At 72.6% G+C, this 23,387-nt stretch carries 25 protein-coding genes and 1 riboswitch; of the genes, 12 read left to right on the top strand and 13 right to left on the bottom strand.

What is annotated here, in order from left to right; translation table 11 throughout:
• Window positions 1–53 precede the first annotated feature (53 nt).
• The 6 genes from def (at window position 54) to FHX73_RS35450 (ending at window position 4,712) form a co-directional block, all read left to right on the top strand.
• The gene (gene def / locus FHX73_RS35425) at window positions 54–710 is read left to right on the top strand and encodes a peptide deformylase (RefSeq protein ID WP_145910107.1); all 657 of its coding nucleotides are present in this window, start codon (window positions 54–56) and stop codon (window positions 708–710) included.
• Window positions 711–862: 152 nt separating this feature from the next.
• On the top strand, window positions 863–1,270 hold the full coding sequence (locus FHX73_RS35430) for a BlaI/MecI/CopY family transcriptional regulator (protein ID WP_145910108.1): 408 nt from the start codon (window positions 863–865) through the stop codon (window positions 1,268–1,270).
• 3 nt (window positions 1,271–1,273) lie between these two features.
• Entirely contained in the window at window positions 1,274–2,293 is a 1,020-nt protein-coding gene (locus FHX73_RS35435; protein WP_211786433.1) for a M56 family metallopeptidase, read from the top strand.
• Between the two features lie 190 nt (window positions 2,294–2,483).
• The gene (locus FHX73_RS35440; RefSeq protein ID WP_145910109.1) at window positions 2,484–3,290 is read left to right on the top strand and encodes a phosphatase PAP2 family protein; all 807 of its coding nucleotides are present in this window, start codon (window positions 2,484–2,486) and stop codon (window positions 3,288–3,290) included.
• 108 nt (window positions 3,291–3,398) lie between these two features.
• Entirely contained in the window at window positions 3,399–3,899 is a 501-nt protein-coding gene (locus tag FHX73_RS35445) for a peptidylprolyl isomerase (RefSeq protein WP_145910110.1), read from the top strand.
• A gap of 129 nt (window positions 3,900–4,028) precedes the next feature.
• Window positions 4,029–4,712: a hypothetical protein gene (locus tag FHX73_RS35450; RefSeq protein WP_145910111.1), complete on the top strand. Its 684-nt coding sequence runs from the start codon at window positions 4,029–4,031 to the stop codon at window positions 4,710–4,712.
• A gap of 31 nt (window positions 4,713–4,743) precedes the next feature.
• Here FHX73_RS35450 and FHX73_RS35455 read toward each other — a convergent pair whose 3' ends face one another.
• From FHX73_RS35455 to FHX73_RS35470, 4 genes are all read right to left on the bottom strand, one after another.
• Window positions 4,744–6,138, bottom strand: coding sequence for an NAD(P)/FAD-dependent oxidoreductase (locus FHX73_RS35455; RefSeq protein ID WP_145910112.1), 1,395 nt, complete (start codon window positions 6,136–6,138; stop codon window positions 4,744–4,746).
• Between the two features lie 48 nt (window positions 6,139–6,186).
• Entirely contained in the window at window positions 6,187–6,552 is a 366-nt protein-coding gene (locus FHX73_RS35460; RefSeq protein ID WP_145910113.1) for a cupin domain-containing protein, read from the bottom strand.
• Window positions 6,553–6,753: 201 nt separating this feature from the next.
• On the bottom strand, window positions 6,754–8,205 hold the full coding sequence (locus FHX73_RS35465; protein ID WP_246214086.1) for an APC family permease: 1,452 nt from the start codon (window positions 8,203–8,205) through the stop codon (window positions 6,754–6,756).
• Between the two features lie 388 nt (window positions 8,206–8,593).
• Window positions 8,594–10,276 carry a PLP-dependent aminotransferase family protein gene (locus FHX73_RS35470; RefSeq protein ID WP_145910114.1) on the bottom strand — a complete coding sequence of 561 codons (1,683 nt, stop codon included), beginning with the start codon at window positions 10,274–10,276 and terminating at the stop codon, window positions 8,594–8,596.
• 145 nt (window positions 10,277–10,421) lie between these two features.
• Between FHX73_RS35470 and FHX73_RS35475 the strand changes: the two genes are divergently transcribed.
• Complete coding sequence (locus FHX73_RS35475; protein WP_145910115.1) at window positions 10,422–10,916, top strand: Lrp/AsnC family transcriptional regulator; 495 nt, start codon at window positions 10,422–10,424, stop codon at window positions 10,914–10,916.
• A 37-nt stretch (window positions 10,917–10,953) separates the two neighbouring features.
• Here the strand turns inward: FHX73_RS35475 and FHX73_RS35480 are convergent, their stop codons facing one another.
• The 6 genes from FHX73_RS35480 to FHX73_RS35505 form a co-directional block, all read right to left on the bottom strand.
• Window positions 10,954–11,328, bottom strand: coding sequence for a roadblock/LC7 domain-containing protein (locus tag FHX73_RS35480; protein ID WP_145910116.1), 375 nt, complete (start codon window positions 11,326–11,328; stop codon window positions 10,954–10,956).
• Window positions 11,329–11,366: 38 nt separating this feature from the next.
• The gene (locus FHX73_RS35485) at window positions 11,367–11,777 is read right to left on the bottom strand and encodes a roadblock/LC7 domain-containing protein (protein ID WP_425461467.1); all 411 of its coding nucleotides are present in this window, start codon (window positions 11,775–11,777) and stop codon (window positions 11,367–11,369) included.
• A gap of 79 nt (window positions 11,778–11,856) precedes the next feature.
• On the bottom strand, window positions 11,857–12,552 hold the full coding sequence (locus FHX73_RS35490; protein WP_145910118.1) for a hypothetical protein: 696 nt from the start codon (window positions 12,550–12,552) through the stop codon (window positions 11,857–11,859).
• Window positions 12,549–12,899 (bottom strand): hypothetical protein, encoded by a 351-nt coding sequence (locus FHX73_RS35495; protein ID WP_425461468.1) that lies wholly within the window; start codon window positions 12,897–12,899, stop codon window positions 12,549–12,551. Before FHX73_RS35495 ends, FHX73_RS35490 begins: the two co-directional genes overlap by 4 nt.
• Before the next feature lie 311 nt (window positions 12,900–13,210).
• On the bottom strand, window positions 13,211–15,361 hold the full coding sequence (locus FHX73_RS35500; RefSeq protein ID WP_145910120.1) for an MMPL family transporter: 2,151 nt from the start codon (window positions 15,359–15,361) through the stop codon (window positions 13,211–13,213).
• A complete protein-coding gene (locus FHX73_RS35505; RefSeq protein ID WP_145910121.1) occupies window positions 15,358–16,734 on the bottom strand; it encodes an MBL fold metallo-hydrolase in 1,377 nt (458 codons plus the stop codon). The genes FHX73_RS35500 and FHX73_RS35505 overlap by 4 nt, the downstream gene beginning before the upstream one ends.
• Before the next feature lie 205 nt (window positions 16,735–16,939).
• Between FHX73_RS35505 and FHX73_RS35510 the strand changes: the two genes are divergently transcribed.
• The gene (locus FHX73_RS35510; RefSeq protein WP_145910356.1) at window positions 16,940–17,686 is read left to right on the top strand and encodes a sulfite exporter TauE/SafE family protein; all 747 of its coding nucleotides are present in this window, start codon (window positions 16,940–16,942) and stop codon (window positions 17,684–17,686) included.
• A 7-nt stretch (window positions 17,687–17,693) separates the two neighbouring features.
• On the opposite strand, the gene FHX73_RS35515 is transcribed toward FHX73_RS35510, so the two are convergent.
• On the bottom strand, window positions 17,694–18,059 hold the full coding sequence (locus FHX73_RS35515) for an ArsR/SmtB family transcription factor (protein ID WP_145910122.1): 366 nt from the start codon (window positions 18,057–18,059) through the stop codon (window positions 17,694–17,696).
• An 83-nt stretch (window positions 18,060–18,142) separates the two neighbouring features.
• A riboswitch (cobalamin riboswitch) is annotated at window positions 18,143–18,384 on the top strand.
• Between the two features lie 33 nt (window positions 18,385–18,417).
• Between FHX73_RS35515 and nicT the strand changes: the two genes are divergently transcribed.
• Entirely contained in the window at window positions 18,418–19,524 is a 1,107-nt protein-coding gene (gene nicT, locus FHX73_RS35520) for a Nickel transporter NicT (protein WP_145910123.1), read from the top strand.
• Window positions 19,525–19,606: 82 nt separating this feature from the next.
• On the opposite strand, the gene galE is transcribed toward nicT, so the two are convergent.
• Entirely contained in the window at window positions 19,607–20,617 is a 1,011-nt protein-coding gene (gene galE, locus FHX73_RS35525; protein WP_145910124.1) for a UDP-glucose 4-epimerase GalE, read from the bottom strand.
• Window positions 20,618–20,837: 220 nt separating this feature from the next.
• Here galE and FHX73_RS35530 point away from each other — a divergent pair, with 220 nt between their 5' ends.
• Window positions 20,838–21,236 (top strand): PPOX class F420-dependent oxidoreductase, encoded by a 399-nt coding sequence (locus FHX73_RS35530; protein WP_145910125.1) that lies wholly within the window; start codon window positions 20,838–20,840, stop codon window positions 21,234–21,236.
• Window positions 21,237–21,307: 71 nt separating this feature from the next.
• On the opposite strand, the gene FHX73_RS35535 is transcribed toward FHX73_RS35530, so the two are convergent.
• The gene (locus FHX73_RS35535) at window positions 21,308–22,078 is read right to left on the bottom strand and encodes a PIG-L deacetylase family protein (protein WP_145910126.1); all 771 of its coding nucleotides are present in this window, start codon (window positions 22,076–22,078) and stop codon (window positions 21,308–21,310) included.
• A 101-nt stretch (window positions 22,079–22,179) separates the two neighbouring features.
• On the opposite strand from FHX73_RS35535, the gene FHX73_RS35540 reads away from it, so the two are divergent.
• Window positions 22,180–22,767 carry an RNA polymerase sigma factor gene (locus tag FHX73_RS35540; RefSeq protein WP_145910127.1) on the top strand — a complete coding sequence of 196 codons (588 nt, stop codon included), beginning with the start codon at window positions 22,180–22,182 and terminating at the stop codon, window positions 22,765–22,767.
• Between the two features lie 5 nt (window positions 22,768–22,772).
• Window positions 22,773–23,387: a hypothetical protein gene (locus tag FHX73_RS35545; protein ID WP_145910128.1), complete on the top strand. Its 615-nt coding sequence runs from the start codon at window positions 22,773–22,775 to the stop codon at window positions 23,385–23,387.

A 23,387-nucleotide genomic window follows, 5' to 3' on the forward strand; every position in this document is an offset into this window, starting at 1 on the left:
GCAAGCAATCGCAGGCGATCGCAAGCAGTGGAAGCCGCCCGAAAGGCCGTCAGATGTCGAGCCCCACCCCGTCCCGCCCCACCGTGCTGCTCCAGGGCTCCCCCGTCCCGGACCACCCGGTCGTCCCGCCCACCGGCGAGGTGCTGCGGATCACCGAGGTCGGCGAGCAGGTGCTGCACCGCCGGTGCCGCGAGGCCGGCCCCGCCGACTTCGGCAGCCCCGAGCTGGCCAAGCTGGTCGACGACATGTTCGCCACCATGTACGTCGCCGAGGGCGTCGGCCTGGCCGCCAACCAGGTCGGCGTCGACCTGCGGCTCTTCGTCTACGACTGCTACGACGAGGAGGGCGTGCGGCACGTCGGCCACGTGCTCAACCCGGTGCTGGAGCCGACCCCGCTGCACCGCCGCCGCCTGGTCGAGGAGCAGGAGGGCTGCCTCTCCGTGCCGGGCGCCAACCGCCCGCTGGTCCGCCCGGACCACAGCGTGCTGCACGGCGTGGACCAGCACGGCCAGCCCGTCACCATCGAGGGCACCGGCTACTTCGCCCGCTGCCTCCAGCACGAGACCGACCACCTGCTCGGCCGGCTCTACCTGGACCGCCTCGGCAAGCGCGACCGGCTGAAGGCCATGCGCCAGTGCTCCGAGAACCGCGAGACGGTCTTCGCCGAACGCGCCGCCCGGGCCGACCAGCTGGACCTCGACCGGCGCTGACCGCTGTCCCGGCCCGGGGCCTGCGGACCCCCGCGTCCCGGCGGTCCGACCGCGCGACATACTGTCGTTACCATCGGCCGGGCCCACCGGTGCACGAAGGGCCCGGGCGGGCAGACGGGAAAGAAGCGGGAAAGAAAGCGGAGAAGGCGGAGATGGCGGAGCAGCGGCCCCCGAGCGGGCGCAGAGCGTCCGGGGAGCTGGAGGGCAGCGTCCTGGCGGTGCTCTGGGCGGCCCCGGGCCCGCTGACGGCTGCTCAGGTGAACGAGCGCCTGCCCGGCCGCCTCGCCTACACCACCGTGGTGACGATCATGTCCCGGCTGCACGAGAAGGGCACGCTGCGCCGCGAGCGGATCGGCCGCTCCTTCGCCTACGCTCCGGTGCGCGACGAGGCCGCGCACACCGCGCGGCAGATGCACTCGCTGCTGCAGCGCGGCTCGGACCGGGAGGCGGTGCTGGCCAGGTTCGTCTCGGACCTGACCGACGAGGACGAGGAGCTGGTGCAGCGGCTGCTGGCCGGCCACCCCCCGGTCCCGCCGCCGGTCGAGCGAGAGGACCGCTGACGCGTGGGCCCGAGCTTCCTCACCCCCCTGGTGGTCAGCGGTGCGCTGGCCCTCGCCGCGCCGCGGCTGACCCGGTCGATGGCGCCGGCCCCGGCCGCCCGGGTGCTGGCCGCGGCCGGGGTGGTCGCGGCCACCTCCTGGCTCGGCGCGCTCGGGCTGCTGGCCTTCACCGGGCTGGGGCAGCTCCGGGTGGTGGCCGACGCGGAGCTCTGGTCGGTCTGGTACCTGCACTCGCAGGAGCCGTTCGGGCTGCTGCTGGCGACGCTGTGCGGGCTGGCCCTGGTGGTCGGCACGGCGCGGGCGGCGCGGCTGGCCCGGCGGCGCGGCGGCGTGCTGTTCCAGGCGTGGCGCCGGTGCCGTGCGCTGCCGCGCTCCGGCGGCGACCTGACGGTGGTGGAGGATCCCCTGCCGGAGGCGTTCGCGCTGCCGAACCTGCCCGGCCTGCGGGGCCGGGTGGTGGTCTCGACCGGGATGCTGCACGCCGTCGAGGGGGCGGAGCTGGCCGCGCTGCTCGCGCACGAGCGGGCGCACCTGCGCCACCGTCACCACGTCTTCCTGCTGGCGCTGCAGCTCTCGGCCGCCGCCTGTCCGCTGCTGGGCCCGCTGGCCCGGGAGGGCGGGTACGCGATCGAGCGCTGGGCGGACGAGGAGGGCGCGCGCGAGGTCGGGGACCGGGCCGTGATGGCCCGGGCGCTCGGCCGGGCCGCGCTGGCCCGCAAGTCCGGTGACCGCTCCGGTGACCGCTCCGGGGATGGTCCGCCGGGTGCCCGGCCGCCGTCGGCCGGGCCGCCCCGGGGACGGCCGGAGCCGCTGCTGCCGGCCACCGGCGGTCCGGTGCCGCGGCGGATCCGGGCGCTGCTGGCGCCGCCCGCGGCGACCCGGCGGGCTCCGCTGGTGGCCGCGGCGCTGCTGACGGCGGCCTGCTGGACCAGCCTCGGGTTCGCGGCGAGTTCCACCCACGACCTGTTCCACACCGCGAAGCAGGTCTACGTGCTGCGGCACCCGACCGCCCCGCACGGCTAGCGGGGTCGGGCCTCGGGGGTTCCCCCTAGATCGGCCCCGAGCTCTCCCGGATTTCCGGGTGCGGGCCCGGAGCCGAACTACTACACGTTGTAGATTGACCAACGGCCCCGCGATCTCCGACCGACCGCACCACGCGCACGCGCACCTGCCACGCGCACCTGCCCCCGTCCACCGACCCCAGGACCAGTCCATGACGCTCACACCCACCCACCGGCCACCGACCACGGCGGCGGATCCGGTCGGCCGGCGCGCCGGGCGCGGCCTGCTCCCCGCGAGCTGGCTCCGGGTCGGCCGGCCCGCCTGGTGGGCCGAGCTGCTCCTGATCGGCGCCGGCTGGATGCTCTACAACGCGACCCGCAACGCCGTCCCCACCCACAAGGACGCCGCGCTGCAGCGCGCGAGCGACCTGCTGAGCCTGGAACGCCACCTGCACATCAGCTTCGAGCTGTCGGCGAACCACGCGGCGAACAAGATCACCTGGCTGATCGTCGGGATGAACTACTACTACGCGACGCTCTACATGGTCGGCCTGGTCGGCGTGCTGCTGTGGCTCTACGTCCGCCGGCCCGAGCAGTACCGGTCGGCGCGGACGGCGCTGTGCGTGGCCTCGTTCAGCGCGCTGGTCGGCTTCTACTGCTTCGCGCTGGCCCCGCCGCGCTTCCTGACCGGCGAGGGGTTCATCGACACCACCGTGGTCCACCACACCTGGGGCTCCTGGGCCTCCAGCTCGGTCTCCAGCGTCTCCAACCAGTACGCGGCGATGCCCTCGATCCACATCGCCTGGTCCACCTGGTGCGGCGTGGTGATGTTCAAGCTGGCGAAGAGCCGGATCATGCGCACGCTCGGCGTGCTCTTCCCGTTCTGCACCTTCGCGGTGATCATCTGCACCGGCAACCACTACGAGGCCGACGCCGTCATGGGCGCGCTGATCGTCGTGGTCGGCTTCCTGGTCCAGCGCCTGCTGACCGGGCGCCCGGCCTTCCCACCACGCGACTGACACCCGGTCACCACACGACACGAACGGCCCGACGCACCCCGCGCGGGCCGTTCGCCGTTGTGTCCCGTGGCAAGCTGGCCCTGCCCTGTCAACCCACCAAGGAGCACCATGACCTCGGTCAAGCTGCAGACCAACCACGGCGACATCGTCCTCGAACTGGACGAGGAGAAGGCGCCGCAGACCGTCGCCAACTTCCTGGAGTACGTGAACGCCGGGCACTACGACGGCACGATCTTCCACCGGGTGATCAACGGCTTCATGATCCAGGGCGGCGGCTTCACCCCCGACATGCGGCAGAAGCCGACGAAGCCGCCGGTCCAGAACGAGGCGAACAACGGCCTGAAGAACCAGGCCTACACCGTCGCGATGGCCCGCACCAACGACCCGCACTCGGCCACCGCGCAGTTCTTCATCAACGTCGGCGACAACGAGTTCCTCAACCACACCGCGCCGAACCCGACCGGCTGGGGCTACGCCGTCTTCGGCCGGGTCACCGAGGGCCAGGACGTGGTGGACGCGATCAAGGGCGTCCGCACCGGCTCGGCCGGCGGGCACGCGGACGTGCCGAAGGACGCCGTGGTGATCGAGAAGGCCACCGTCGTCGGCTGACCCACCGTCATCGGCCGACCCGACGCCGCCGATGGCCCGGTCGCCGGATTCCGGTTGCCGGGCCATCGGAAATGAGAAATTCCGATTTCCCAATACCGGGGCCCTGACTCCTCGCTACCCTCTGGGCGCATGGAGGACGACAGAACGGCAACTGAGTTCGGCGGCATGCTGATCGGTGCGGCGCTCCTGGCCGTCGCCCTGTTCCTCCCGGTCCTGAGTTTTCGTTACGCACCGCCCGGCGGCGCGGGAATCGTGGCCGGCCATTCGATCAAGGCCTTCACCGACCCCATCACCGGGTGGCAGCTCGCCCAGCAGAGCTGGTCGCACATCCGGCTGTTCTTCGGATTCGTGATCGTTCGCCTGCTCCTCCCGATCGCCCCGGGGCTGGCGGCGCAGGTGCGCCGGAAACTCCAGGTCAGCGCCTCCTACTCGCACGCGCTGGTGCACATCCTCTTCGTCGTCGCGCTGCTCGCGATGATCGGCCTCGCCGTCGCCGTCGGCACCGTCGTCATGCCCGCCAACGGCGAGGCCGGAATCGCGGACTCGCTGCACAACACCAAGTCGATCATTCCGGGCGACTCGGTGCCGGCGGACGCCAACGATCCCGGAACTCCCTACCTGGCCGCCTCGCTGGGCGCGGGCTTCTACTTCCTGGCGGCGGGAATGCTGGTGAGTGCGGTCAGCATGTGGCGCAAGGTCGTGCTCGCGTTCGTCGCCCTGATCGCCGTCATCATCGTGCTGAGTTTCATCGACGGGATCGCCGGCGCCCGGCTCAACGAGTCCTTCCTCCACCATCTCGACGGATTCCGCTGATCCGGCTGGATCAGCGGAGTCCGACCGCACGTCAGGAGTCGAAGCCCAGCCCGAACCGGTCCAGGGTGCGCAGCCACAGGTTGCGCCGGCCGGCGCTGCGGTCGGCCAGGTCCAGGGAACGCTTCGTCAGCTCGATGCCGATCCAGCGCACCGGCTCGGGCGGGAACGGCAGCGGCTTGCGGCGCACCATCTCCAGCGCGGTGCGCTCGGTGCGCCCGCCGGCCAGCAGGTCGAGCATCACCTCGGCGCCGAAGCGGGTGGCGCCCACGCCGAGGCCGGTGTAGCCGGCGGCCAGCGCGACCTTGCCCCGGTAGGCGGTGTCGAAGAAGGCCGAGAACCGGGTGCAGGTGTCGATCGCGCCGCCCCAGCTGTGGGTGAAGCGCAGGCCCTCCAGCTGCGGGAAGGTCTGGAAGAAGTGGGTGGCCAGGGTGCGGTAGGTGCGCGGTCGGTGGTCGTACTCGGCGCGCACCCGGCCGCCGTAGTGGTAGACGGCGTCGTAGCCGCCCCACAGGATCCGGTTGTCGGCGGAGAGCCGGTAGTAGTGGAACTGGTTGGCGCTGTCGCCCAGGCCCTGGCGGCCCTGCCAGCCGATCGAGGCGAGCTGCTCGGCGCTGAGCGGCTCGGTCATCAGCGCGTAGTCGTAGACCGGGACGGTGTGCGCGCGGGTCCGCTTGACCAGCGAGGGGAAGACGTTGGTGCCCAGCGCCACCTTGCCGGCGAAGATCCGGCCGTAGGGGGTGCGCACGGCCATGCCGTGGCCGTGTTCGGCCAGGTCGGTGGCCCGGGTGTGCTCGAAGATCCGCACGCCCTGCTCGGCGCAGGCCCGCTTGAGGCCCCAGGCGAGCTTGGCCGGGTTGACCATGGCGACGCCCTCCTTGTCCCAGAGGCCGCCGAGGTAGGTCGGGGAGTCGACCTCGGCGCGCATCGCGTCGCGGTCCAGGAAGGTCAGTTCGCTGCCGAGGCCGGCGGCCAGTTCGGCGACCTCGTGCAGGTCGTCCAGCTGGTAGGGCTCGGTGGCGACGTCGATCTCGCCGGTGCGCTCCCAGTCGCAGTCGATCGCGTAGCGCTTGACGCTGTCCTCCATCTCCTGGAGGTTGCGCTCGCCGAGCCGCTCCAGCCGGGCCAGCTCGTCGGGCCAGCGCTGCTGGCCGTTGCCCAGGCCGTGGGTGAGGCTGGCGGCGCAGAACCCGCCGTTGCGGCCGGAGGCGGCCCAGCCGACCTCCTGACCCTCGATCAGCACCACGTCCAGGCCGGGGTCGCGCTCCTTGGCGATCAGCGCCGTCCACAGTCCGCTGTAGCCGCCGCCGACCACCAGCAGGTCGCACTTCACGTCGCCGACCAGGGCGGAGAGCGCCTGCGGCCGCCCGGGGTCGTCCAGCCAGAACGGGGTGGGCTTGGCGTCCTGGAGGGAGCGGACGGGATCCATGGTGTTCCTTCGCTGCCGTGCGGGGGTGGGGGTGGGCCTGGTGGGGGGTCAGGCCGGGTCGTCGGTCTCGGGCAGGGTGAGGGCGTAGGCCTTGCGGAGGGTCTCGTGCACTGTCCAGACCGTCCGGTCGCCCTGGTGCAGGACGCCGGCGTCGCCGGGGCCGACTTCCAGGGTGGGGCCGCCGGCCACCTCGATGGTGGCCCGGCCGCTGAGCACCACGAAGAGTTCGTCGGTCTCGGTGTCGGTCACCACGCCCGGGGTGATCTGCCAGATCCCGCGCAGCTGGCGGCCGTCGGCGGACTCCCAGAGCACCCGGCCGGTCACCTCGGGGGTGCCGGAGACGATCTGCGCGGGGTCGAGCGGCTCGGGTTCGAGCTCGGCGTCGGGGATGTACAGGGCGAAACTGTTGCTCATGGTTGCGACGCTATCCACCGCCGCGCCGGGCGGCAGGAGGCACACTGTGTGGCTGACGGCGCGGTGGCTGACATGCCGTAAGCGCACCGGCGCCGGGCCCGGACGCGCCGGTGCCGCGCCCGGCCCCGATGGGGGGCGGTTCCGGACGCGGCACCAGGTCAGTGGGGTACTGCGGGGTTACGGGGTTACGGGGTTACGGGGTTACTGGGCGACGGTGGCCGGGTCGGGGACCGGCGCGGCCACGGCCCGGCGGGCGTTGCGGGCCCGGCGGTAGGCCAGCGGGAAGTAGAGCACCACGGTGCCGGCGACGATGCCGACCGCGTAGAGCACCGCCTTGCTGCCGTTCTCGCTGTACTGCTGCCAGGCCGCCCAGGAGCAGACGCTGGTGAGCAGCAGCACGATCGCCGCGATGCTGAACCAGCCGCCGGGGATCCGGTAGGGGCGCTCCAGCTGCGGCTCGCGGATCCGCAGCGCGATCAGCGCGGCCACCTCCAGCAGGATGCCGAGGTTGGTGAGGAAGACGTCGAAGATCACCAGGTTGGTGAAGCTGTTCAGGCAGAACAGCGCGTAGATCACCGAGGAGCCGATGATCGAGACGATCGGCACCTGGTAGCGCCGGCTCTCCTTGGCCACCCAGGACGGGAAGTAGCCGTCCTGGGCCAGCACCAGCGGCAGCCGGGAGTTGGAGGCGAGCAGCGCGGAGAACATCGCGACGGCCGCGAACATCCCGCCGACCGTCACGGTCACCTGGAGCCAGGGGCCGGCCAGCACCTTGGCCACGTCGGAGAACGACCCGGCGGCCCAGCCCTGCCAGCCGGCGTCGCCGCCGGCGCCGACCGAGAGCGCGGCGAGCGAGGGCAGCAGGTAGCCGACCACGATCAGCGTCACGGCCATGCCGAGCGCCTTGGGCAGGTGCTTGCGCGGGTTCTCCATCTCCCCGGCCACGTTGGACACGCTGTCCCAGCCGGAGTAGTTCCACATCACGATGAACAACCCGGCCCCGAAGGCGTGCCACATCGACTGGTTGGAGGCGGTCATCGTGCTCACCGGGTTGATCCCGTGGCCGATCAGGTGGGAGACGCCGACCACGGTGAGGATCAGCATCGGGGTCAGGCAGATGATCGCGAAGAGCACCGAGGACTCGCCGACCCAGCCGGCGCCGAGCAGGTTGAGCAGGGTGAAGACCACGATCACCGCGAGGCAGATGAACCAGCTCAGGTCGAACCGCAGGTGCCCGAGGCTGAACAGCACGTGCTTGCCCGGCGCGACCGCGCCGACCAGGCTCTGCAGGTAGGTGGTGAAGAGCACCGGGTAGAGCGCCATGTCGACGAAGCTGCAGATCCACTGCAGCACGCCCTGCTGGAAGCCCCAGAACTTGCCCAGGCCGCGCTTGACCCAGTGGTAGTAGCCGCCTTCCACCGGTATCGCGGTGCCGAGCTCGGCGACCACCAGCGAGTGCGGGATGCTGTAGATCAGCGGGGTGACGATGATCAGCACGATCGCCATGCCCGGCCCGGACGCCGAGAAGAGGCCCTCGATGCCGTAGGCGCCGCCGGAGACGCTGAAGAAGATCAGCGCGACCAGTGGCATCAGGCGAACGCGCTTGGGTGCCGACAGGCGGCCCAGCGGGCGGTCCACGGGCGTCGCAGTCAATTCTCACCTCTCGGGGGTTCGGTCCCGCCGCCGACCGTCCCCGGGGGGAGACGGGGGCGGGCGGGTGTGGCGGGACCGGGTTGGTGGGGGACGGTCAGGGGCGAACGGGTGCTGCGGGAGGAGCCCGGGCGCGGTCGGAAAGGGCCTCCGAGCTAGGGTTTTGTCAATCTCCCTGTGGGCCTAGAGTCTCCGGGCTGCTCCCCGGCCCGGCAATCAAGCACTCTGTCAACGGTCCCCGGCACTCCTTGACACCATGGTGACGAGTCGGGATTGACACCCTGTTAACGCACCGTGCTCCCCGCCGGATCGGCGGGGAGCACGGGTGGCGCGGCGAACGGGGACGGCGAACGGGGACGGCGGCCGGGGCGCCGGGCGAGGTGGCCGGGCGTCACCGACCCAGGATCACCTGATCCCGCGCCAGGTCCGCGAGCAGCGCGTCCAGCTTGGCCCGGTCGACCGACGGCATCACGAACACGTGCACGTAGCTGCGCCGGGTGGACTCGTCGCCCGGCACCATCAGCACGTCCTGCGAGGAGAGCGACCACTTGGCGACCAGCTCGGCGCTGGGCTTGCGGAAGCGCACGGTGACGGCGCCGGGGGTGCGGGCGGGCCACAGCTCGACGCCGAGCTGCTGCTCCATGGCGAGCAGCCGGCGCTCCAGGTAGCCGGCCAGCTCCTGGGCGCCGCGGATCCGGTCCACCTGGTCCTGGTAGGAGTGGCGGGACAGGTGGTCCCAGATCACCAGCGGCGAGAAGCCGTTGCGGGAGCCGGCGAAGGTGGTGTCGGGGGCGCCGGTGTAGTCCGGCTGGGAGGGCGGGGAGATCTGGTACTTGACCTTGGTCATGTAGATCCCGCACGGCCACGGGGCGCCGGCCCACTTGTGGCCGCTCATCGCGATCGAGGAGACCATGTCCAGCTCGCCGTGCTGACGGGTCGCCAGCCGCAGGCCGAAGTCGTACTCGGGCAGCTCGGTCTCGGGCGTCCAGCCGTAGGCCGGGTCCTGCGCGGCCAGCCGGACGAACGGCGCGTAGCCGGCACCGAGCGCGCCGTCGACGTGGATCCAGAAGCCGCGCCGCAGGTCGACCAGCGGTTCGCCGGTGCGCGGGTCGGTGCCGTACACCACCTGGCGCTGGATCAGCCCGTGCTCCTCGAAGATCGGCAGCAGCCGCTCGCAGACCGCCCGCACGTCGTCGTGCGCGCCCTTGAAGGTGCTGCCGAGGTTGAGGTTGACGAAGACCGGGTGGCCGTGGGCGGCGAAGAACTCGACCAGGGCGGCGAGCGCCTCGACGTCGATCGAACCGGGGCCGTCCCAGGGCAGGCCCGAGGGTCCGGCGGCGGAGGGCACCTCGGTGGGCCACTCGCGGCGGCCGGTGACCGGGTCGGTCAGCGGGCACTGGTCGGGGTAGAGCTCCTGCCCGACGGCGTGGAAGGTCTCCACGCCCAGCACCCGCACGGCCTTGGCGAAGGAGTAGTGGGTGTCCTCGGAGTAGAAGGCGACGGGGCGGTGGGCGTTCGGGTTGGCCCGGTCCGGGCGGGCCTTGACGTAGCGCAGCGCGTCGAACGGCGCGGTCGGCGGCTGGATCAGCGCCTTGCCGCTCAGGTAGTCGCGGGCGTTCCAGAGCGCGTACATGTTGCCCTCGGTCGAGCCCATGGACAGCATGTAGCCCCAGTAGGACTCGGGGTCGGCCGGGTCGTGCGGGCCGTTCGCGTTCCACAGCGCCGCGTAGTAGTCGAGCACCGCGCGCTCGACCACCTTGGTGTTCGGCTTGTAGCCGCCGCTCTGGAACGGGTCGCCGAGGTTGTTGATGTTGTTCGGCATGAACCGGGCCAGGTCGAGCGCGGTGCCCTGGATGTCCTGGGTGGCCTGGTAGCCCATCAGGTGCTTGCGCTTGCGGGTCAGGTACTCGTCGACGGTGTCCAGGGCGCGCAGCCGCTCGGCGTCGTCCAGTCCGCGGGCCGGCAGCACGAAGTCGCGGACCTCCAGCTCGGGCCCGGGGTCGCAGACCGGCGCGGTGGCGAGGTCGGCGGCGGTGGGCGCGGCGGGGAGGTCGGCTATCGGGCTGACGGACACGGGTGCTCCGGGGTGGCTGGTCGCGGGAGGGGCGTTCGCCGCCCGCGGCCAGAATGGAACCTTGCGCCGATCCGGGGAAGACAGTCCGAAGATAATTCGGAAACCGGGTGATCGGGTTTGCACATCGGCGGAAACGGTCGCGACCATGGGCCCTGTGCCGAACAATCCGCAGCCCCGCCGCTCCCCGGTCGACGACGTGGACCGGGCGATCCTGCGCGCCCTCGCCGACAACGCCCGGCTGCCGAACAATGCGCTGGCCGAGGCGGTCGGCATCGCGCCCTCGACCTGCCTGGCCCGCACCCGGGTGCTCCAGGAGCGCGGCATCATCCGCGGTTTCCGGGCCGAGGTGGACCCGGCCGCGATCGGGCTGCCGCTGCAGGCGATGATCTCGGTGCGGCTGCGGGCGCACACCCGGGAGCAGAACGAGAGCTTCCGCAGCGCCGCGCCCGACCTGCCCGGCGTGCTCGCGGTCTTCCACATGGCGGGCTCCGACGACTACCTGCTGCACATCGGCGTGGCCGGTCCGGAGGCGCTGCGCGACTTCGTGGTGGACCACCTCACCACCCACCCGGCGGTGGCGCAGACCCGGACCAACCTGATCTTCGAGCAGATAGCGGGGCGCCGGTACCTCGGCGGGTGACCGACCCGGAGCCGGTCACCCGCGTGGCATCCGGGGATCAGACCTCCAGGTCGACCTCGATCCGCTTCAGCTGGTGCCGGGCCATCGCCAGGTTGGCGCGCTGCCGGTCCAGCGCCAGGTAGAGGAAGAGGCCCTTGCCGGTGCGGCCGGTGAGCGGCCGGATCAGGTGGTACTGCTCGGTCAGGGTGATCAGGATGTCGTCGATCGCCGAGTTGAGGTTCAGCAGGTCGATCGCGCGGACCTTGGCCCGCACCACGTCGGTGTTGGCGGCCGCCGCCACGTTGAGGTCGAGTTCGGGGCCGCCGCCGAGGGTGCCCAGGGCCATGCCGCTGTTGTAGTCGACCAGGGCCACCCCGATCACTCCCTCGATGCTGCTCATCGCGTCCTTGAGGGCGAGGTCGGTGCTGCTCATGGCTTCTCCTTCGAGTCGTTCGGGGAACGGGACGGTGGTCAGGCGCCGGCGCTGCGGCGCAGCGCGGCGTCGGTGTACTGGGCGATCCGGGTGCCGGCCCGGCGGGCCTCGAAGTGCAGCAGGCCGACGTTGACGTCGGGGCCGGCGAACAGGGTGAGCACGGTGAAGGCGCCGGCCGCGTAGGTGGCGATGTAGCCGTGTTCGCCCCGGGTGAGCAGTTCCAGGAAGTTGCCCTGGCCGGTGGCCTCGGCGAGTCTGGCGCCGACCCCGAGCGCGGCGGCGGTGAGCGCGGCGACGCCCTCCGGCTCGACGCCGTCGGTGTCGTGCGCGATCACCAGGCCGTCGATGGTCGCGACCAGTCCGCCGCTGAGCTGCGGGAGTCTGGCCCGCAGCTCCATGAGTTCGCCGAGGATGTCCGGCGTGACGGCCAACTCGCTGGTGGTCGGCACGGATTGCTTCCTTCCGGAGAGTGTGCGCAGGACGCGTTTCATGACGGGCCACCGCTGGGGTCAGCGGCCGGCGTGGGCCTCACAGGCGGGCCTCCAGTGCGGAGCGGAGCCGGAGCAGCAGGGCCACCTCCGGGTCCGACGGGTCGAGTCGGTCGAGCGGCCTGCGCGCGGCGGCATCCCCGGCGCCGGGCGGCAGGTGGAGCAGGCCGGCCGCGGCGAGCAGCCGGACGTCGAGGAGCACGCCGAAGGTGGAACGGCCCAGCCGGCGGGCGAGTTGGTGCGGCACCAGTTCGCCGTCGGCGGCGGCGAGCAGCTCGCTCAGCCGACGGGCGGGGTGGGCCGGCGGGTGGCTCGGGGCGTCCTCCCGGGCCACGGCGGCGGTGTCGAGCTCGGGGTGCGGGCAGACCTGGTTCAGCAGGGCCCGCCGGCAGCGCACCGCGCGGCCGAGCCGCTCGCAGGACAGGGCGCGCTGCCGGTCGTCCCCGGGGGGCGGCCCCGGCTCGAAGCCGAGGGCGCCGCCGGGTTGGCCGAAGGCGAAGTAGGCGGCGTCCAGCAGCAGGCCGTACCAGGCCAACTCGCCTTCGGCGCACGGGTCCGGGGCGGCGTAGGGGCTGCGCACCCGGACCACGGCGCCGTCGGCGAGCCAGGCGGTGCCGGCGGCTCCGTGCAGGGCGCCGGTGGCGCGCCGGGCGGCGAGTTCGCCGAGCGCGGCCTCGAAGGGGCCGGCCTCGGCCTTGGCCCGGCGCCGCGGCAGGGTACCGGTCGGAGTGCTCATCGGTCCACCAATCCCTGGCCGATCGAGTGGAGTTGACGTCGCGCCAGGGCCAGGTTGGCGCCGCCCCGGTCGAGTCGCAGGTGGAGCAGCAGGGTGGCGTCGAGCAGCGCGGGCAGGAAGCGGATCAGGTGGTAGCAGCCGGGCGTGCTGAGGATCAGGTCCTCGGGTGCCGACTCGCTGCCGACCGGGTCGGCGAAGGACCGGTGCAGCAGCACCACCCTTGCCAGCTCGGCGACTTCGACCGCGCCGGCCTCGTGGTCACCGCCCGGGCCGGCGCCGGCCGTCGCCACCGCGAGCCCACTGGTCCAGTCCACCAGGGCGACTCCGAGAGCCCCGGAAATCGCCATGGCCTCGACAAGAAACTCGTCGATACCCGACACCGCACTTCCCTCCGGCGGATGGCGCGACCGCGCCCACGGCCACCGACCCACCCGGTAACCTCTGGAGCCGCCACGGTACCCGGATGTCCGCTCGAACGGGTGAGGATTGGACTAATCCCCTGGCATATGCCATAACTGTCCGTCAGCGGTCCCGCACAGTGGCCGCGGCCCCTGCCCCCGTGCGACCGGCCAGCCGCACGGGGGCAGTTGATCATCTATCAGGCACCGCGCTGACCTGCGGCGATCTACTGACGGAGCGTCAAACGGAGCCGGCCCCGTCAGTGCGAGAAGGTGATCTCCGGCAGCACCCGCCGCAACCACGCGGGGGTGTGCCAGGCGGCGTGCCCGGCCAGGCGGAGCATCACCGGCAGCAGCACCAGCCGGATCAGCGCCGCGTCCAGCAGCACCGCCACGCCCAGCACGATGCCCATCTCCTTGGGCGGCAGCGGCCCGGACAGCGCGAAGGTGAAGAAGACCGCCACCATCACGGCCGCCGCGGCGAAGACCACCCGGCCCGACCTCGCCAGCGCCCCCACCATGGCCCGGTGCGGATCGCCGGTGCGCTCGTACTGCTCCTTGGCGGAGGCCAGCAGGAAGACGGTGTAGTCCATTGCGATCGCGAAGATCATCGCGAAGAAGAACACCGGCGCCCAGCCGTCCAGGAAGCCCTGGGGGTGGAAGCCCAGCAACCCGGCACCGTGCCCGTCCTGGAAGACCAGCCGGGCCGTGCCGAAGGCCGCGCCGGTGGACAGCAGGCTCGCGGCCGTGCCGAGCGCGGCGATCAGCGGCGCCCGCAGCGCGACCAGCAGCAGCACGAACCCGAGGCCGAGCACCACGCCGATCACCAGCGGGGTCTTCTCGGTCAGCAGGTGCTGGAGGTCCAGGTTCTCCACCGCCGCGCCGCCGACCAGTGAGCCGTGCGGCAGTTCGGCGCGCAGCGCGTGCACCGTGCCGCTCAGAGCCGGGTCGGAGGGATCCACGGTGGGCACGGCCTGGATCATCGCCCAGCCGGTGCCGTCGGCGGCGGGCTGGGCCGGCAGCACACCCGCGATGCCGGGCGTGCCGGCGACCTTCGCGGCGGCCTCGGCCGCCTGCCCGGCCGGGGTGAGGATCTGCAATGTGCCGGGCGCGCCGGCCCCGAACGCCTGCTGCACGGCGGTGTAGCCGGCCCGCGCGCTGGCGTCGCCGGGCAGCACGGTGATCGACGGCATCGCGGTGCGCAGCCCGATCACCGGCGCGGCGAGGGCGAGCAGGGCGACCAGCGCGAGGGCGCCGTGGCGCAGCGGTTGCCGCCACAGCCGCTCGCCCCAGGCGGCGAACCGCGCCGACTCGTGCTCGCCGCGCCGGGCCCACGGCAGCGCCAGCGCGTCGATCCGGTGGCCGAGCCGGCCGAGCAGGGCGGGCAGCAGGGTCAGCGTGGCGCCGAGCACGAAGAGCACGGCGAGCATGATGCCGCCCGCCATCGAGCGGAACGCGGGGGACGGCACCAGCATCACCGCGGAGAGGCTGACCAGCACGGTCGCCCCCGAGAGCAGCACGGCTTTGCCCGCGGTGTCCATGGTCTCGGCGACCGCCCGCGCGGTGTCGCGTTCCCTGCCGGCCCGCGCGGCCCGGAAGCGGACCACCAGGAAGAGCGCGTAGTCGATGCCGAGGGCGAGCGCGAACATCATCGCGAAGTTCATCGCCCAGACCGAGACCGGGAAGAGGTGGCTGATCAGCACCAGCGACCCGGCCGAGGCGGCCAGCCCCGCCATGGTGAGCAGCAGCGGCAGCCCGGCGGCGACCAGCGAGCCGAAGGCGAGCACCAGGATGCCGAGGGTCACCGGCCAGGACATGAACTCGGACTTCATCATCGCGTCGTGGTTGGCGGTGTTGAAGTCGCTCCAGAGCACGGAGGCGCCGGTCGCGTGCACCTGGATCCCGTCGCCGGAGAGCGCGGCCAGCGGCCCCTTGAGGTCGTCGGCGGCGCGCACCATGTCGTCCGGGCTCGCCTTGGCGCCGGCCAGCAGGACGGCGGTGCGGCCGTCGGGGCTGATCGTCGCGCCGGGCTGCGGGGCGAGGACGCCGGAGACGCGCGGGTCGGCGGCGGCCAGCCGCTCGGCCCGGTCGATCACCTGGGCCACGGGCGCGTCGGTGACCGGCCGGTCGGCGCTCACCACGATCTGCAGGGCGGAGGAGGCGTTCCCGGCGAAGTGCTGCTCGGCGAGCTGGCGCACCTTCACCGAGTCGGACCCGTCGGCCTGCCAGCCGGCGCCGGAGAGCGCGCTGGTCACCTTGGGGGCGAACGCCCCGAGGCCGATCACCACGATCAGCCAGCCGATCAGCACGGCCTTGGTGTGCCGCACCGCCCAGAGCCCCAGGCGCCCGAGTGCGCCGGGGCGGTGCTGGATCGGCTTGCTGGGCTTGACGGTTGCTGCGGAGCTGCTCACCGGGACACCTCGCCGGCCGACTCGTTCCCCGCCTGCGTCCAGGCCGCGTACCCGCCCAGCAGGTCCGCCACCCGGGGGAATCCGGCGCGGCGCAGCAGGCTGGCGGCAACCGAGGACCGGTTGCCGCCCGCGCAGTGTGCGACGATCAGCCGGTCGGCGGGCAACTCGGCCATCCGTTCCGGCAGTTCGGCCAGTGGAAGGGAGACCGAGCCGGGGATCGCCCCGGCCGCCCGCTCCCCGGGCGTGCGGACGTCCAGCACCAGCGGCGCCTCGGCCCGGGCCAGTTCCGCCACGGTCAACCGTGCGGCGGGCGCGAAGAGTTCGGGTGCGGTGCGGACCAACTCCGCCGGTTCGCCCAGGTATCCGGCCGCGCGGTCGAAGCCGATCCGGGCCAGCCGGGTGACCAGTTCGGCCCCGCGCCCGTCCGACGCGAGGACCAGGACCGGCTGCTCCGGCCGGAGCACCGTCCCGGCCTGCTCGGCGAACCGCCCGTCGGCCGGCAGGTTGATCGAGCCCGCGAGGTGTCCGGCGGCGAACTCCTGCGGGTCGCGCCCGTCCACCACCACCGCGCCCTCGGCCCGCAGGTGGCGGAACCGCTCGGCCGTCAGGGCGACGGGCGGCTCAAGCAGCGCCCGGTCGCGGCGGTTGAGGTCGGCGTCGTAGCCGAAGTAGCCGGGCGCGCTCGACTGCCCTTCGGTGACCAGCGCCACGAAGGCCTCCCGCTCCATCGGCGCGCACGCGGGGTTGGTGGCGCGCTCGCGCCCGATGGTGGACTGCCGGTCGGTGGAGAGGTTCTTGCCGCAGGCCGAGCCGGCCCCGTGCGCGGGGAAGACCCGCACCTCGTCGGGCAGCGCGAGCAGCTTGCGGTGCACGCTGTCGTGGAGCATCCCGCCGAGCTCCTCGGCGCTCACGCCGACCGAGGCGAGCAGGTCGGGCCGGCCGACGTCGCCGACGAACAGCGTGTCGCCGGTGAGCACGCCGTACGGCACGGTGTCCTCGGCCCGCGCGAAGACCAGCACGCTGATCGACTCGGGGGTGTGCCCGGGGGTTTCGACGATCTGCAGGGTGACCTGGCCCAGGCTGATCCGCTCGCCGTCGGCGAGCCTGCGGATCGGGTACTCGGTCTCGGCCCGGCGGCCGTAGCCGATCCAGGCGCCGGTGCGGTCGGCCAGCTCCAGGTGGCCGGCCAGGAAGTCGGCGTGGAAGTGCGTGTTGATCACCGCCTCGACGGTGAAGCCGGCGGCCCCGGCGTCGGCCAGGTACTCGTCGACGTCGCGGCGCGGGTCCACCACGACGGCGCGGCCGGTGGTCTCGTCGGCGATCAGGTAGGAGGCGTGGGAGAGGCAGTCCAGGTAGTACTGGGCGAAGTGCATGCGGATCCTCGGGTGGAGACAGCTGGAGACAGCTGGCGACGGCTGGAGGCAGCCTGGCGCAATACCGGTGGGGGTATACGCTGGGGACATCGACCAACATACCCCCACCGGTATCCAAACGCCCAGGAGCCGCCATGCGCCACCATCCGGACCGTCCCCCTCGGCACCGCTCTGACCAGCCAGGACGTTCGACATGACGGCCCTGCTGCCCGCCCTGTTGCCGGCCCTGGCGGCCGGTGCGGTGGTCGGGCTGGCGCTCGGCGGACTCGGTGGCGGCGGCAGCATGCTGGCCGTCCCGGCGCTGGTCTACCTGCTCGGCTTCTCCCCCGCCGGCGCCGGCACCGCGAGCCTGCTGATCGTCGCGGTCACCTCGCTGACCGGCCTGCTGGCGCACGCGAAGGGGGGCCGGGTGCGCTGGCGCACCGGCGCGCTGTTCGCCGCCGCCGGACTGCCCGCCGCCGCGGCGGGCGGCGCACTCTCCGCGCACGTGCCCGCGGGCCTGCTCACCGCGGCGTTCGCCCTGCTCGCGGCCACCGCCGCCGGGCGGATGCTGCGGCCCGCCCGCGGCCGCGCGCCGGCCCGGCACTCCCCCGCCCGGGCCGCCGCGGCCGGCGCCGGGCTCGGCGCGGTCACCGGGCTGCTCGGGGTCGGCGGCGGCTTCCTCGCCGTCCCCGCCCTGGTCTCCGCGCTCGGCTTCACCATGGCCGAAGCGGTCGGCACCAGCCTGCTGGTGATCTGCGCCAACTCGCTCGCCGCGCTCGTCCCACGCCTCGGCACCACCGGCGGACTCGACTGGGCCGTGGTCGCCCCGTTCACCGCCGCCGCCGTGCTCGGCGCCTGGGACGGGAAGCGGCTGGCCGACCGGTTCGCCGGTCGCACCCTGCAACGCGCCTTCGCCGCAGCCCTGTTGGCGGTCGCCGCACTGATGGGCGCGGGCGCGCTGCTCTCCTGACCCGTCGTCAGACCACCTGGCGCAGCACCGGGATCGACTCCAGCAGCCCCGCCGTCTCCGCGTCCACCAGGCGGTAGCGGACGATCCGGCCGTCCTTCTCGGCGGCCACCGTGCCGGAGACCCGCAGCAACCGCAGGATCTGCGAGACGGCGGTCTCGTTGATCCCGGTGGCCAGCGCCAGGTCGGTCACCGCGATCGGACCGGCGCGGTGAACGGCCATCAGCACCGAGAGCCGGTTGGGATCGGAGAGCAGCGAGAACCGGGCGGCCCAGCCGCGCACGGTCTCCGGCTCGGCGATGCCGGCGATGGCGTCGCAGACGGTGTGCTCGTCGATGGCGCGCCGGTGCGCGCGGTCCTCGGGAACCAGGTGCATGCCGACATCATCCACCATCGTGCGCCGGTGATCTGCAACACATGCACAGGTATGCAGGCTTGTGGCTGACCAGCCCGGACGTCTACGGTGTGCGCTGCCGTGGTGTTCGGGAAGACCGGTGCACCGTGCTCAGGCACGGGAATTCCGGAGCGGCCCTCGCCACTGTGATCGGGAAGTCTCCGCCACCACCCCCGTCGGCCCGCCGACGGGTGGTCACTGGGCGCACAGCGCCTGGGAAGGCCAGGTGCGGGGACGTTCGCACCTCCCCCCGTGGGAGGGGCGGCCACCCGTAAGCCAGGAGACCGGCCACGGCACCGCACGAGAACTGTCCACGAGGTGCTGGAGAGGCTGCCCCGGTATGACCATGCCCGAAACCACTGCCCTGCCGTCCGCGGCACGGGCCGCATCACTACGCTGGGAACGCAAGGACTGGGTCCGCACCGGCGGCCTGATGGCGGTGATCGCCGGGATGCACGTGGCCGCCTTCGGCATACTGATCGCCCTGGTCGTCCCGCACCACTACGCCGTCGGCACCCAGGCCTTCGGCCTCGGACTCGGCGTCACCGCCTACACCCTCGGCATGCGGCACGCCTTCGACGCCGACCACATCGCCGCCATCGACAACACCACCAGGAAGCTGATGGCGGACGGCAAGCGGCCGATCTCGGTCGGCTTCTGGTTCGCCCTCGGCCACTCCAGCATCGTGGTCGTGCTGGCCACCCTGGTCGCCGCCGGCGCCAAGGTGGTCGGCACCCTGACCGACGACAACTCGGGTGCGCACAAGCTGCTCGGCCTGGTCTCCACCAGCGTCTCCGGCGGCTTCCTCTACCTGATCGCCGCGCTCAACCTGGTCTCGCTGGCCGGGATCTACCGCGTCTTCAAGGCGATGCGGGCCGGCCAGTTCGACGAGCACGAGCTGGAGAAGCACCTGGACGGGCGCGGGTTCATGAACCGCATCCTCGGCCGGCTGACCAAGTCGATCACCCGCCCCGGCCAGATGTACCTGATCGGCCTGCTCTTCGGCATCGGCTTCGACACCGCCACCGAGGTCACCCTGATGGTGATGGCCGGTTCGGGCGCGGCGGCCGGCCTGCCCTGGTACGCGATCCTCTGCCTGCCGCTGCTCTTCGCCGCCGGGATGAGCCTGTTCGACACCCTCGACGGCACCTTCATGAACTTCGCCTACCACTGGGCGTTCTCGAACCCGGCCCGCAAGGTCTACTACAACCTCACCATCACCGGCCTGTCGATCGCGGTCGCCTTCCTGATCGGCACGATCGAGCTGGTCGGCGTGCTGCACGACCAGTTGGACCTGCACGACCCGGTGACCGGCTGGATCTCCGGGGTCGACCTGAACAACGTCGGCTTCATCATCGTCGGGCTGTTCGTGGTGGTCTGGGCCGCCGCGCTCGCCTACTGGCGGTTCGCCAAGGTGGAGAACCGCTGGGGAGCGGCCAAGTCCTGACGGTGCGTCAGCGTCAGCATGGTTGAAGTCCCGGTGCCGCGCGGGCGCAGGTTCGCGCGGCACCGGGACTTCAGGCTTGGGGTCAACCGGCGTCGGGATCCGCTTCGCCGTTCAAGACCGCGTCACGCAGCTCGGCCCAGCGCAGCGAGTCGCGGATGCCCTGTTCGACGGTGAACTGCGGCTCCCAGTCGAGCAGTTCGCGCGCCCGGGCGGAGTCCGGGCGACTGCCGGCCGGGTCGCCCGGGCGGGCCGGGGCCTCGACGACGGGCAGCTGCTCGCCGGTCACCGACTCGAAGGCGCCCAGCAGTTCGCGCACCGTGGTGCCGGTGCCGCTGCCGAGGTTGATCACCTGGTGGCCGTGCCCGGCGGTGATCGCGTCGAACCGGTGCAGCGCCCTGAGGTGGGCCTCGGCCAGGTCCCAGACGTGCACGTAGTCGCGGATGCCGGAGCCGTCCCTGGTCGGGTAGTCGGTGCCGGTGATGGCGAACGGCCGCCCGCCGGCCCGGCTGTCGATCATCCGCCCGAGCGCGTGGGTGGGCGTGCGGATCTGCAGGCCGGTCCGCAACTGCGGGTCGGCGCCGATCGGGTTGAAGTAGCGCAGCGAGACGACGCCCAGCTGCCCGGCCGCCGCCACGTCCCGCAGCACCAGCTCGAACACCGCCTTGCTGGTGGCGTACGGGCTGAGCGGGGCGATCGGGGAGGACTCGTCGACGGTCGGTTCGCTGTCGCCGTAGATCGAGGCCGAGCTGGAGAACACCAGCCGGGTGCACCCGTTGCGCACCAGGTGGCGCAGGAAGGTGACGCCCTTGGCGACGTTGGCCTCGTAGTAGCCGAGCGGATCGGCCACCGACTCGGGCACGACGATCAGCGCCGCGCAGTGCACCACGGCCTCGATGTCCGGGTGTTCGGCGAAGATCCGGTCGATCAGCGCCCCGTCGGCGATGTCGCCCTGGTAGAACGGGCGGCCCTCGGTGAACTCGCGGCGGCCGGTCACCAGGCTGTCCAGCACCACGGGCTGGTCGCCGTGGTCGGCGAGCCGGGAGGCGACGGTGCTGCCGATGAACCCGGCGCCACCGGCGATGAGGATTTTCATGCGGCCCAAGGTAACAAGCCACGTTTCAACAAACAACACCAGTTTCCAACATTCTCGAACGGAATTGGTCGCCCTGCCGCGCCTTGCCTGACACGGCCGTCACTTGAAGTCCCCGAGCCGCCACGTTCGGTAGTGCAGACTGGGCCGCGCGGCTTGAGCCGGTGTCACCACCCGGGCCCGGCCGCGCTACTGATGTCCTGCCCAGAAGGGATCCCCCGCCGTGCTCTCCGACGACCTGAAGAACTTCATCGACGACAGCCACGCCTTCGCCGTCGTCGCCACCGTCCAGCCGGACGGCAGCCCGCAGCTCTCGGTCACCTGGATCAAGCACGACGGCGACGACCTGCTGTTCTCCACCACCGTGGGGCGCCAGAAGGAGAAGAACCTGCGCCGCGACCCTCGGGTCACGGTGATGATCAACCCCGCGAACTCCCCCTACACCTACGCCGAGGTGCGCGGCACCGCCCAGTTGACCACCGAGGGCGGGCCGGAGCTGATCGACGAGCTGTCGCGCAAGTACACCGGGAAGAGCTACGCCGAGTTCAACCCCAGCTCCGCCGACGACGCCCAGCGCGTGGTCGTCCGGATCACCCCGCGCAAGGTCGTCGGCTCCCTCTGAGTCGGCTCCCTCTGAGCCAGCCTGCTTTTGAGCCCGCCTGTTTCTTTGGCCCGCCCGTTCTTCGAGCCCGCCTACTGCTCGGCCGCCGGCCGCTCCACCGGGATCTCCACGTACCACTCGCTGCCGAGCAGCCCGGCGAAGACCGGGAGCGGCAGCCGGGTCAGGGCACGGAGGGCGGGCGCGATGCGCCCGCCGCCGTTGAGTTGGGAGCGGTGCGCGGCCAGCGCGGCCTGCTTCTGGCGGGCGTAGCCGCGCACGTCGATCCGGTGGGTGATCGCCGCGCGCGGCGCGTAGGAGCGGGCCAGCTCCTCGTGGTCGTAGCGCAGCGGGATCCGCAGCGCGCGGACCGCCGACACCAGCCGCTTGACCCGTTCGCGCGGCAGGGTGGCCTCCAGCAGCCGCACACCGGGCACCAGTTCGGCCGCCCGACGGGCCACCTGGTGGACCTTGCGGTGATCCCGGTGCCCGTAGCCGCCGTTGGCGTCGTAGCCGAGCAGCACCTGCGCCCCCTCCTCGCGGATCAGCTCGGCCAGCTTCGCCGCCGCCTCCTCCGTCTCCGCCCGGACGAACCGGACGCTGCCCGGCGGGTCCGGGTAGAGCTCCGCGCCGTGCCCGCTGTCCGCGTACCCCAGGTGCACCACCCGGCCGATGCCCAACACCGCCGCACTGGTGCGCAGTTCGGCGAGCCGCTCGGAGTCATCGGGGCCCGCCTCGCCGTCCATCGAGGTCGTGGCGACGACGATCACCACCCGGTGCCCCTCCGCCGCCGCCCTGGCCAGGGTGCCGCCGGTCAGCAGGACTTCGTCATCGGGGTGCGCATGGAACGCCAGCAGGGTAGCCATGAGCCTCATCCTAGGCGGCCGGAGCAGGCTCATCTGACGGCCAGTCACTTGAACGGGCGGCCCGGGTGTGACACTTTCGCCGCTCGACCGCAATCAGAGGTGTGAGCGAAACGACGACCCGAGCCAGAGCAGAGTCACCGAGCCCACCGCCCCCGGCGCGGCTCGACCCGGCGGCCGCCTTCGAGCAGCTCTACCGCGCCCAGGTGCACGCCGTGACCGCCTACTTCGCCCGCCGCAGCGCCGATCCGCACACCGTCGCCGACCTCACCGCGGACACCTTCGTCGAGGTGATCACCTCCTTCGCCGCCTTCGACCCGCGCAAGGGCACCGCCCGTTCCTGGGTCTTCGGCATCGCCCGGCACGTCTACGCGGCGCACTGCGCCGCCGACAGCCGCCGCCAGGAGAAGGCGGAGCGGCTGGCGGGCCGGCGGGAGCTGGACGCCGACCAGGTCGAGGAACTGCTCGACCGGATCGACGCCGAGCGAGCCGGCCGACAGCTGGTCAACGAGCTGACCGCGCTGCCCGCACCCGATCGGGCGGTCGTGGAACTGGTCGACCTCGCCGGCCTGACCACCCGGGAGGCGGCGGACGTGCTCGGCAGCTCCCCGGGCGCGCTGCGGATGCGGCTGATGCGGGCCCGGGCCCGGCTGCGGCGCACCGCCCCCGGCCTTCCGACGATCGAGGGGTGAGCGGGATGACCGAGAAGTTCGCCGACGCGCTCTTCACGGAGCTGATGGCGGAGCACGCTTCCGCCCTGGACGGCATCGCGCTCCCGCCCCCGGCCCGCGCCCGGCGCGCGGGCCGGCCGCTGCTGCTGACCGCCGCCGCGTTCGCCCTGCTGGCCGCGACGACGGCCGGGGCGATGCTGACCGGCGGCTCCGGCACCGCCGACGCCGTCACCGTGAACTCCGACGGCACCGTGGTGATCTCGGTGAAGGACGGCCACGGCATCGACGCGGCCAGCCGGGAGGTGCACCGGCTCGGCCTCAGCTCGCTCGCGGTGCTGGAGGCCCGCCCCGGCTGCCCGTCGTTCTTCACGCTGCCACCCGACCGGTCCGGCAGGCGGGCGGACGATGTGACGATGCGTCAGGCGGGGCCCGACAAGCTGCGGGTCGACGTGCGGAACATCCCGCCCGGCGACACCGCACTCATCCTCTACCAGACCATGCCCGGCGGGCAGTTGGTGAGCACCGTCCTGCTGATCAACGGACCGGCGCCCGCCTGCGTCAGCTTCCCGCCGCTGAAGGTCCCGGAACCGCAGGACGACGGCGGCACGGGCAGCGGCAGCTCGCAGCGGCCGGGGGGCTGA

Origin of the sequence: Kitasatospora viridis (genome assembly GCF_007829815.1) — a bacterium.
Taxonomy (GTDB): Bacteria; Actinomycetota; Actinomycetes; order Streptomycetales; family Streptomycetaceae; genus Kitasatospora; species Kitasatospora viridis.

What these genes read in the sequence shown, in the direction of transcription:
- def (WP_145910107.1), top strand. Translation starts at nt 54, where the DNA reads ATGTCGAGCCCCACCCCGTCCCGCCCCACCGTGCTGCTCCAGGGCTCC.
- FHX73_RS35430 (WP_145910108.1), top strand. Translation starts at nt 863, where the DNA reads ATGGCGGAGCAGCGGCCCCCGAGCGGGCGCAGAGCGTCCGGGGAGCTG.
- FHX73_RS35440 (WP_145910109.1), top strand. Translation starts at nt 2,484, where the DNA reads ATGACGCTCACACCCACCCACCGGCCACCGACCACGGCGGCGGATCCG.
- FHX73_RS35445 (WP_145910110.1), top strand. Translation starts at nt 3,399, where the DNA reads ATGACCTCGGTCAAGCTGCAGACCAACCACGGCGACATCGTCCTCGAA.
- FHX73_RS35450 (WP_145910111.1), top strand. Translation starts at nt 4,029, where the DNA reads ATGGAGGACGACAGAACGGCAACTGAGTTCGGCGGCATGCTGATCGGT.
- FHX73_RS35455 (WP_145910112.1), bottom strand. Translation starts at nt 6,138, where the DNA reads ATGGATCCCGTCCGCTCCCTCCAGGACGCCAAGCCCACCCCGTTCTGG.
- FHX73_RS35460 (WP_145910113.1), bottom strand. Translation starts at nt 6,552, where the DNA reads ATGAGCAACAGTTTCGCCCTGTACATCCCCGACGCCGAGCTCGAACCC.
- FHX73_RS35475 (WP_145910115.1), top strand. Translation starts at nt 10,422, where the DNA reads ATGGGCCCTGTGCCGAACAATCCGCAGCCCCGCCGCTCCCCGGTCGAC.
- FHX73_RS35480 (WP_145910116.1), bottom strand. Translation starts at nt 11,328, where the DNA reads ATGAGCAGCACCGACCTCGCCCTCAAGGACGCGATGAGCAGCATCGAG.
- FHX73_RS35490 (WP_145910118.1), bottom strand. Translation starts at nt 12,552, where the DNA reads ATGAGCACTCCGACCGGTACCCTGCCGCGGCGCCGGGCCAAGGCCGAG.
- FHX73_RS35495 (WP_425461468.1), bottom strand. Translation starts at nt 12,899, where the DNA reads ATGGCGATTTCCGGGGCTCTCGGAGTCGCCCTGGTGGACTGGACCAGT.
- FHX73_RS35505 (WP_145910121.1), bottom strand. Translation starts at nt 16,734, where the DNA reads ATGCACTTCGCCCAGTACTACCTGGACTGCCTCTCCCACGCCTCCTAC.
- FHX73_RS35515 (WP_145910122.1), bottom strand. Translation starts at nt 18,059, where the DNA reads ATGCACCTGGTTCCCGAGGACCGCGCGCACCGGCGCGCCATCGACGAG.
- nicT (WP_145910123.1), top strand. Translation starts at nt 18,418, where the DNA reads ATGACCATGCCCGAAACCACTGCCCTGCCGTCCGCGGCACGGGCCGCA.
- galE (WP_145910124.1), bottom strand. Translation starts at nt 20,617, where the DNA reads ATGAAAATCCTCATCGCCGGTGGCGCCGGGTTCATCGGCAGCACCGTC.
- FHX73_RS35535 (WP_145910126.1), bottom strand. Translation starts at nt 22,078, where the DNA reads ATGGCTACCCTGCTGGCGTTCCATGCGCACCCCGATGACGAAGTCCTG.
- FHX73_RS35545 (WP_145910128.1), top strand. Translation starts at nt 22,773, where the DNA reads ATGACCGAGAAGTTCGCCGACGCGCTCTTCACGGAGCTGATGGCGGAG.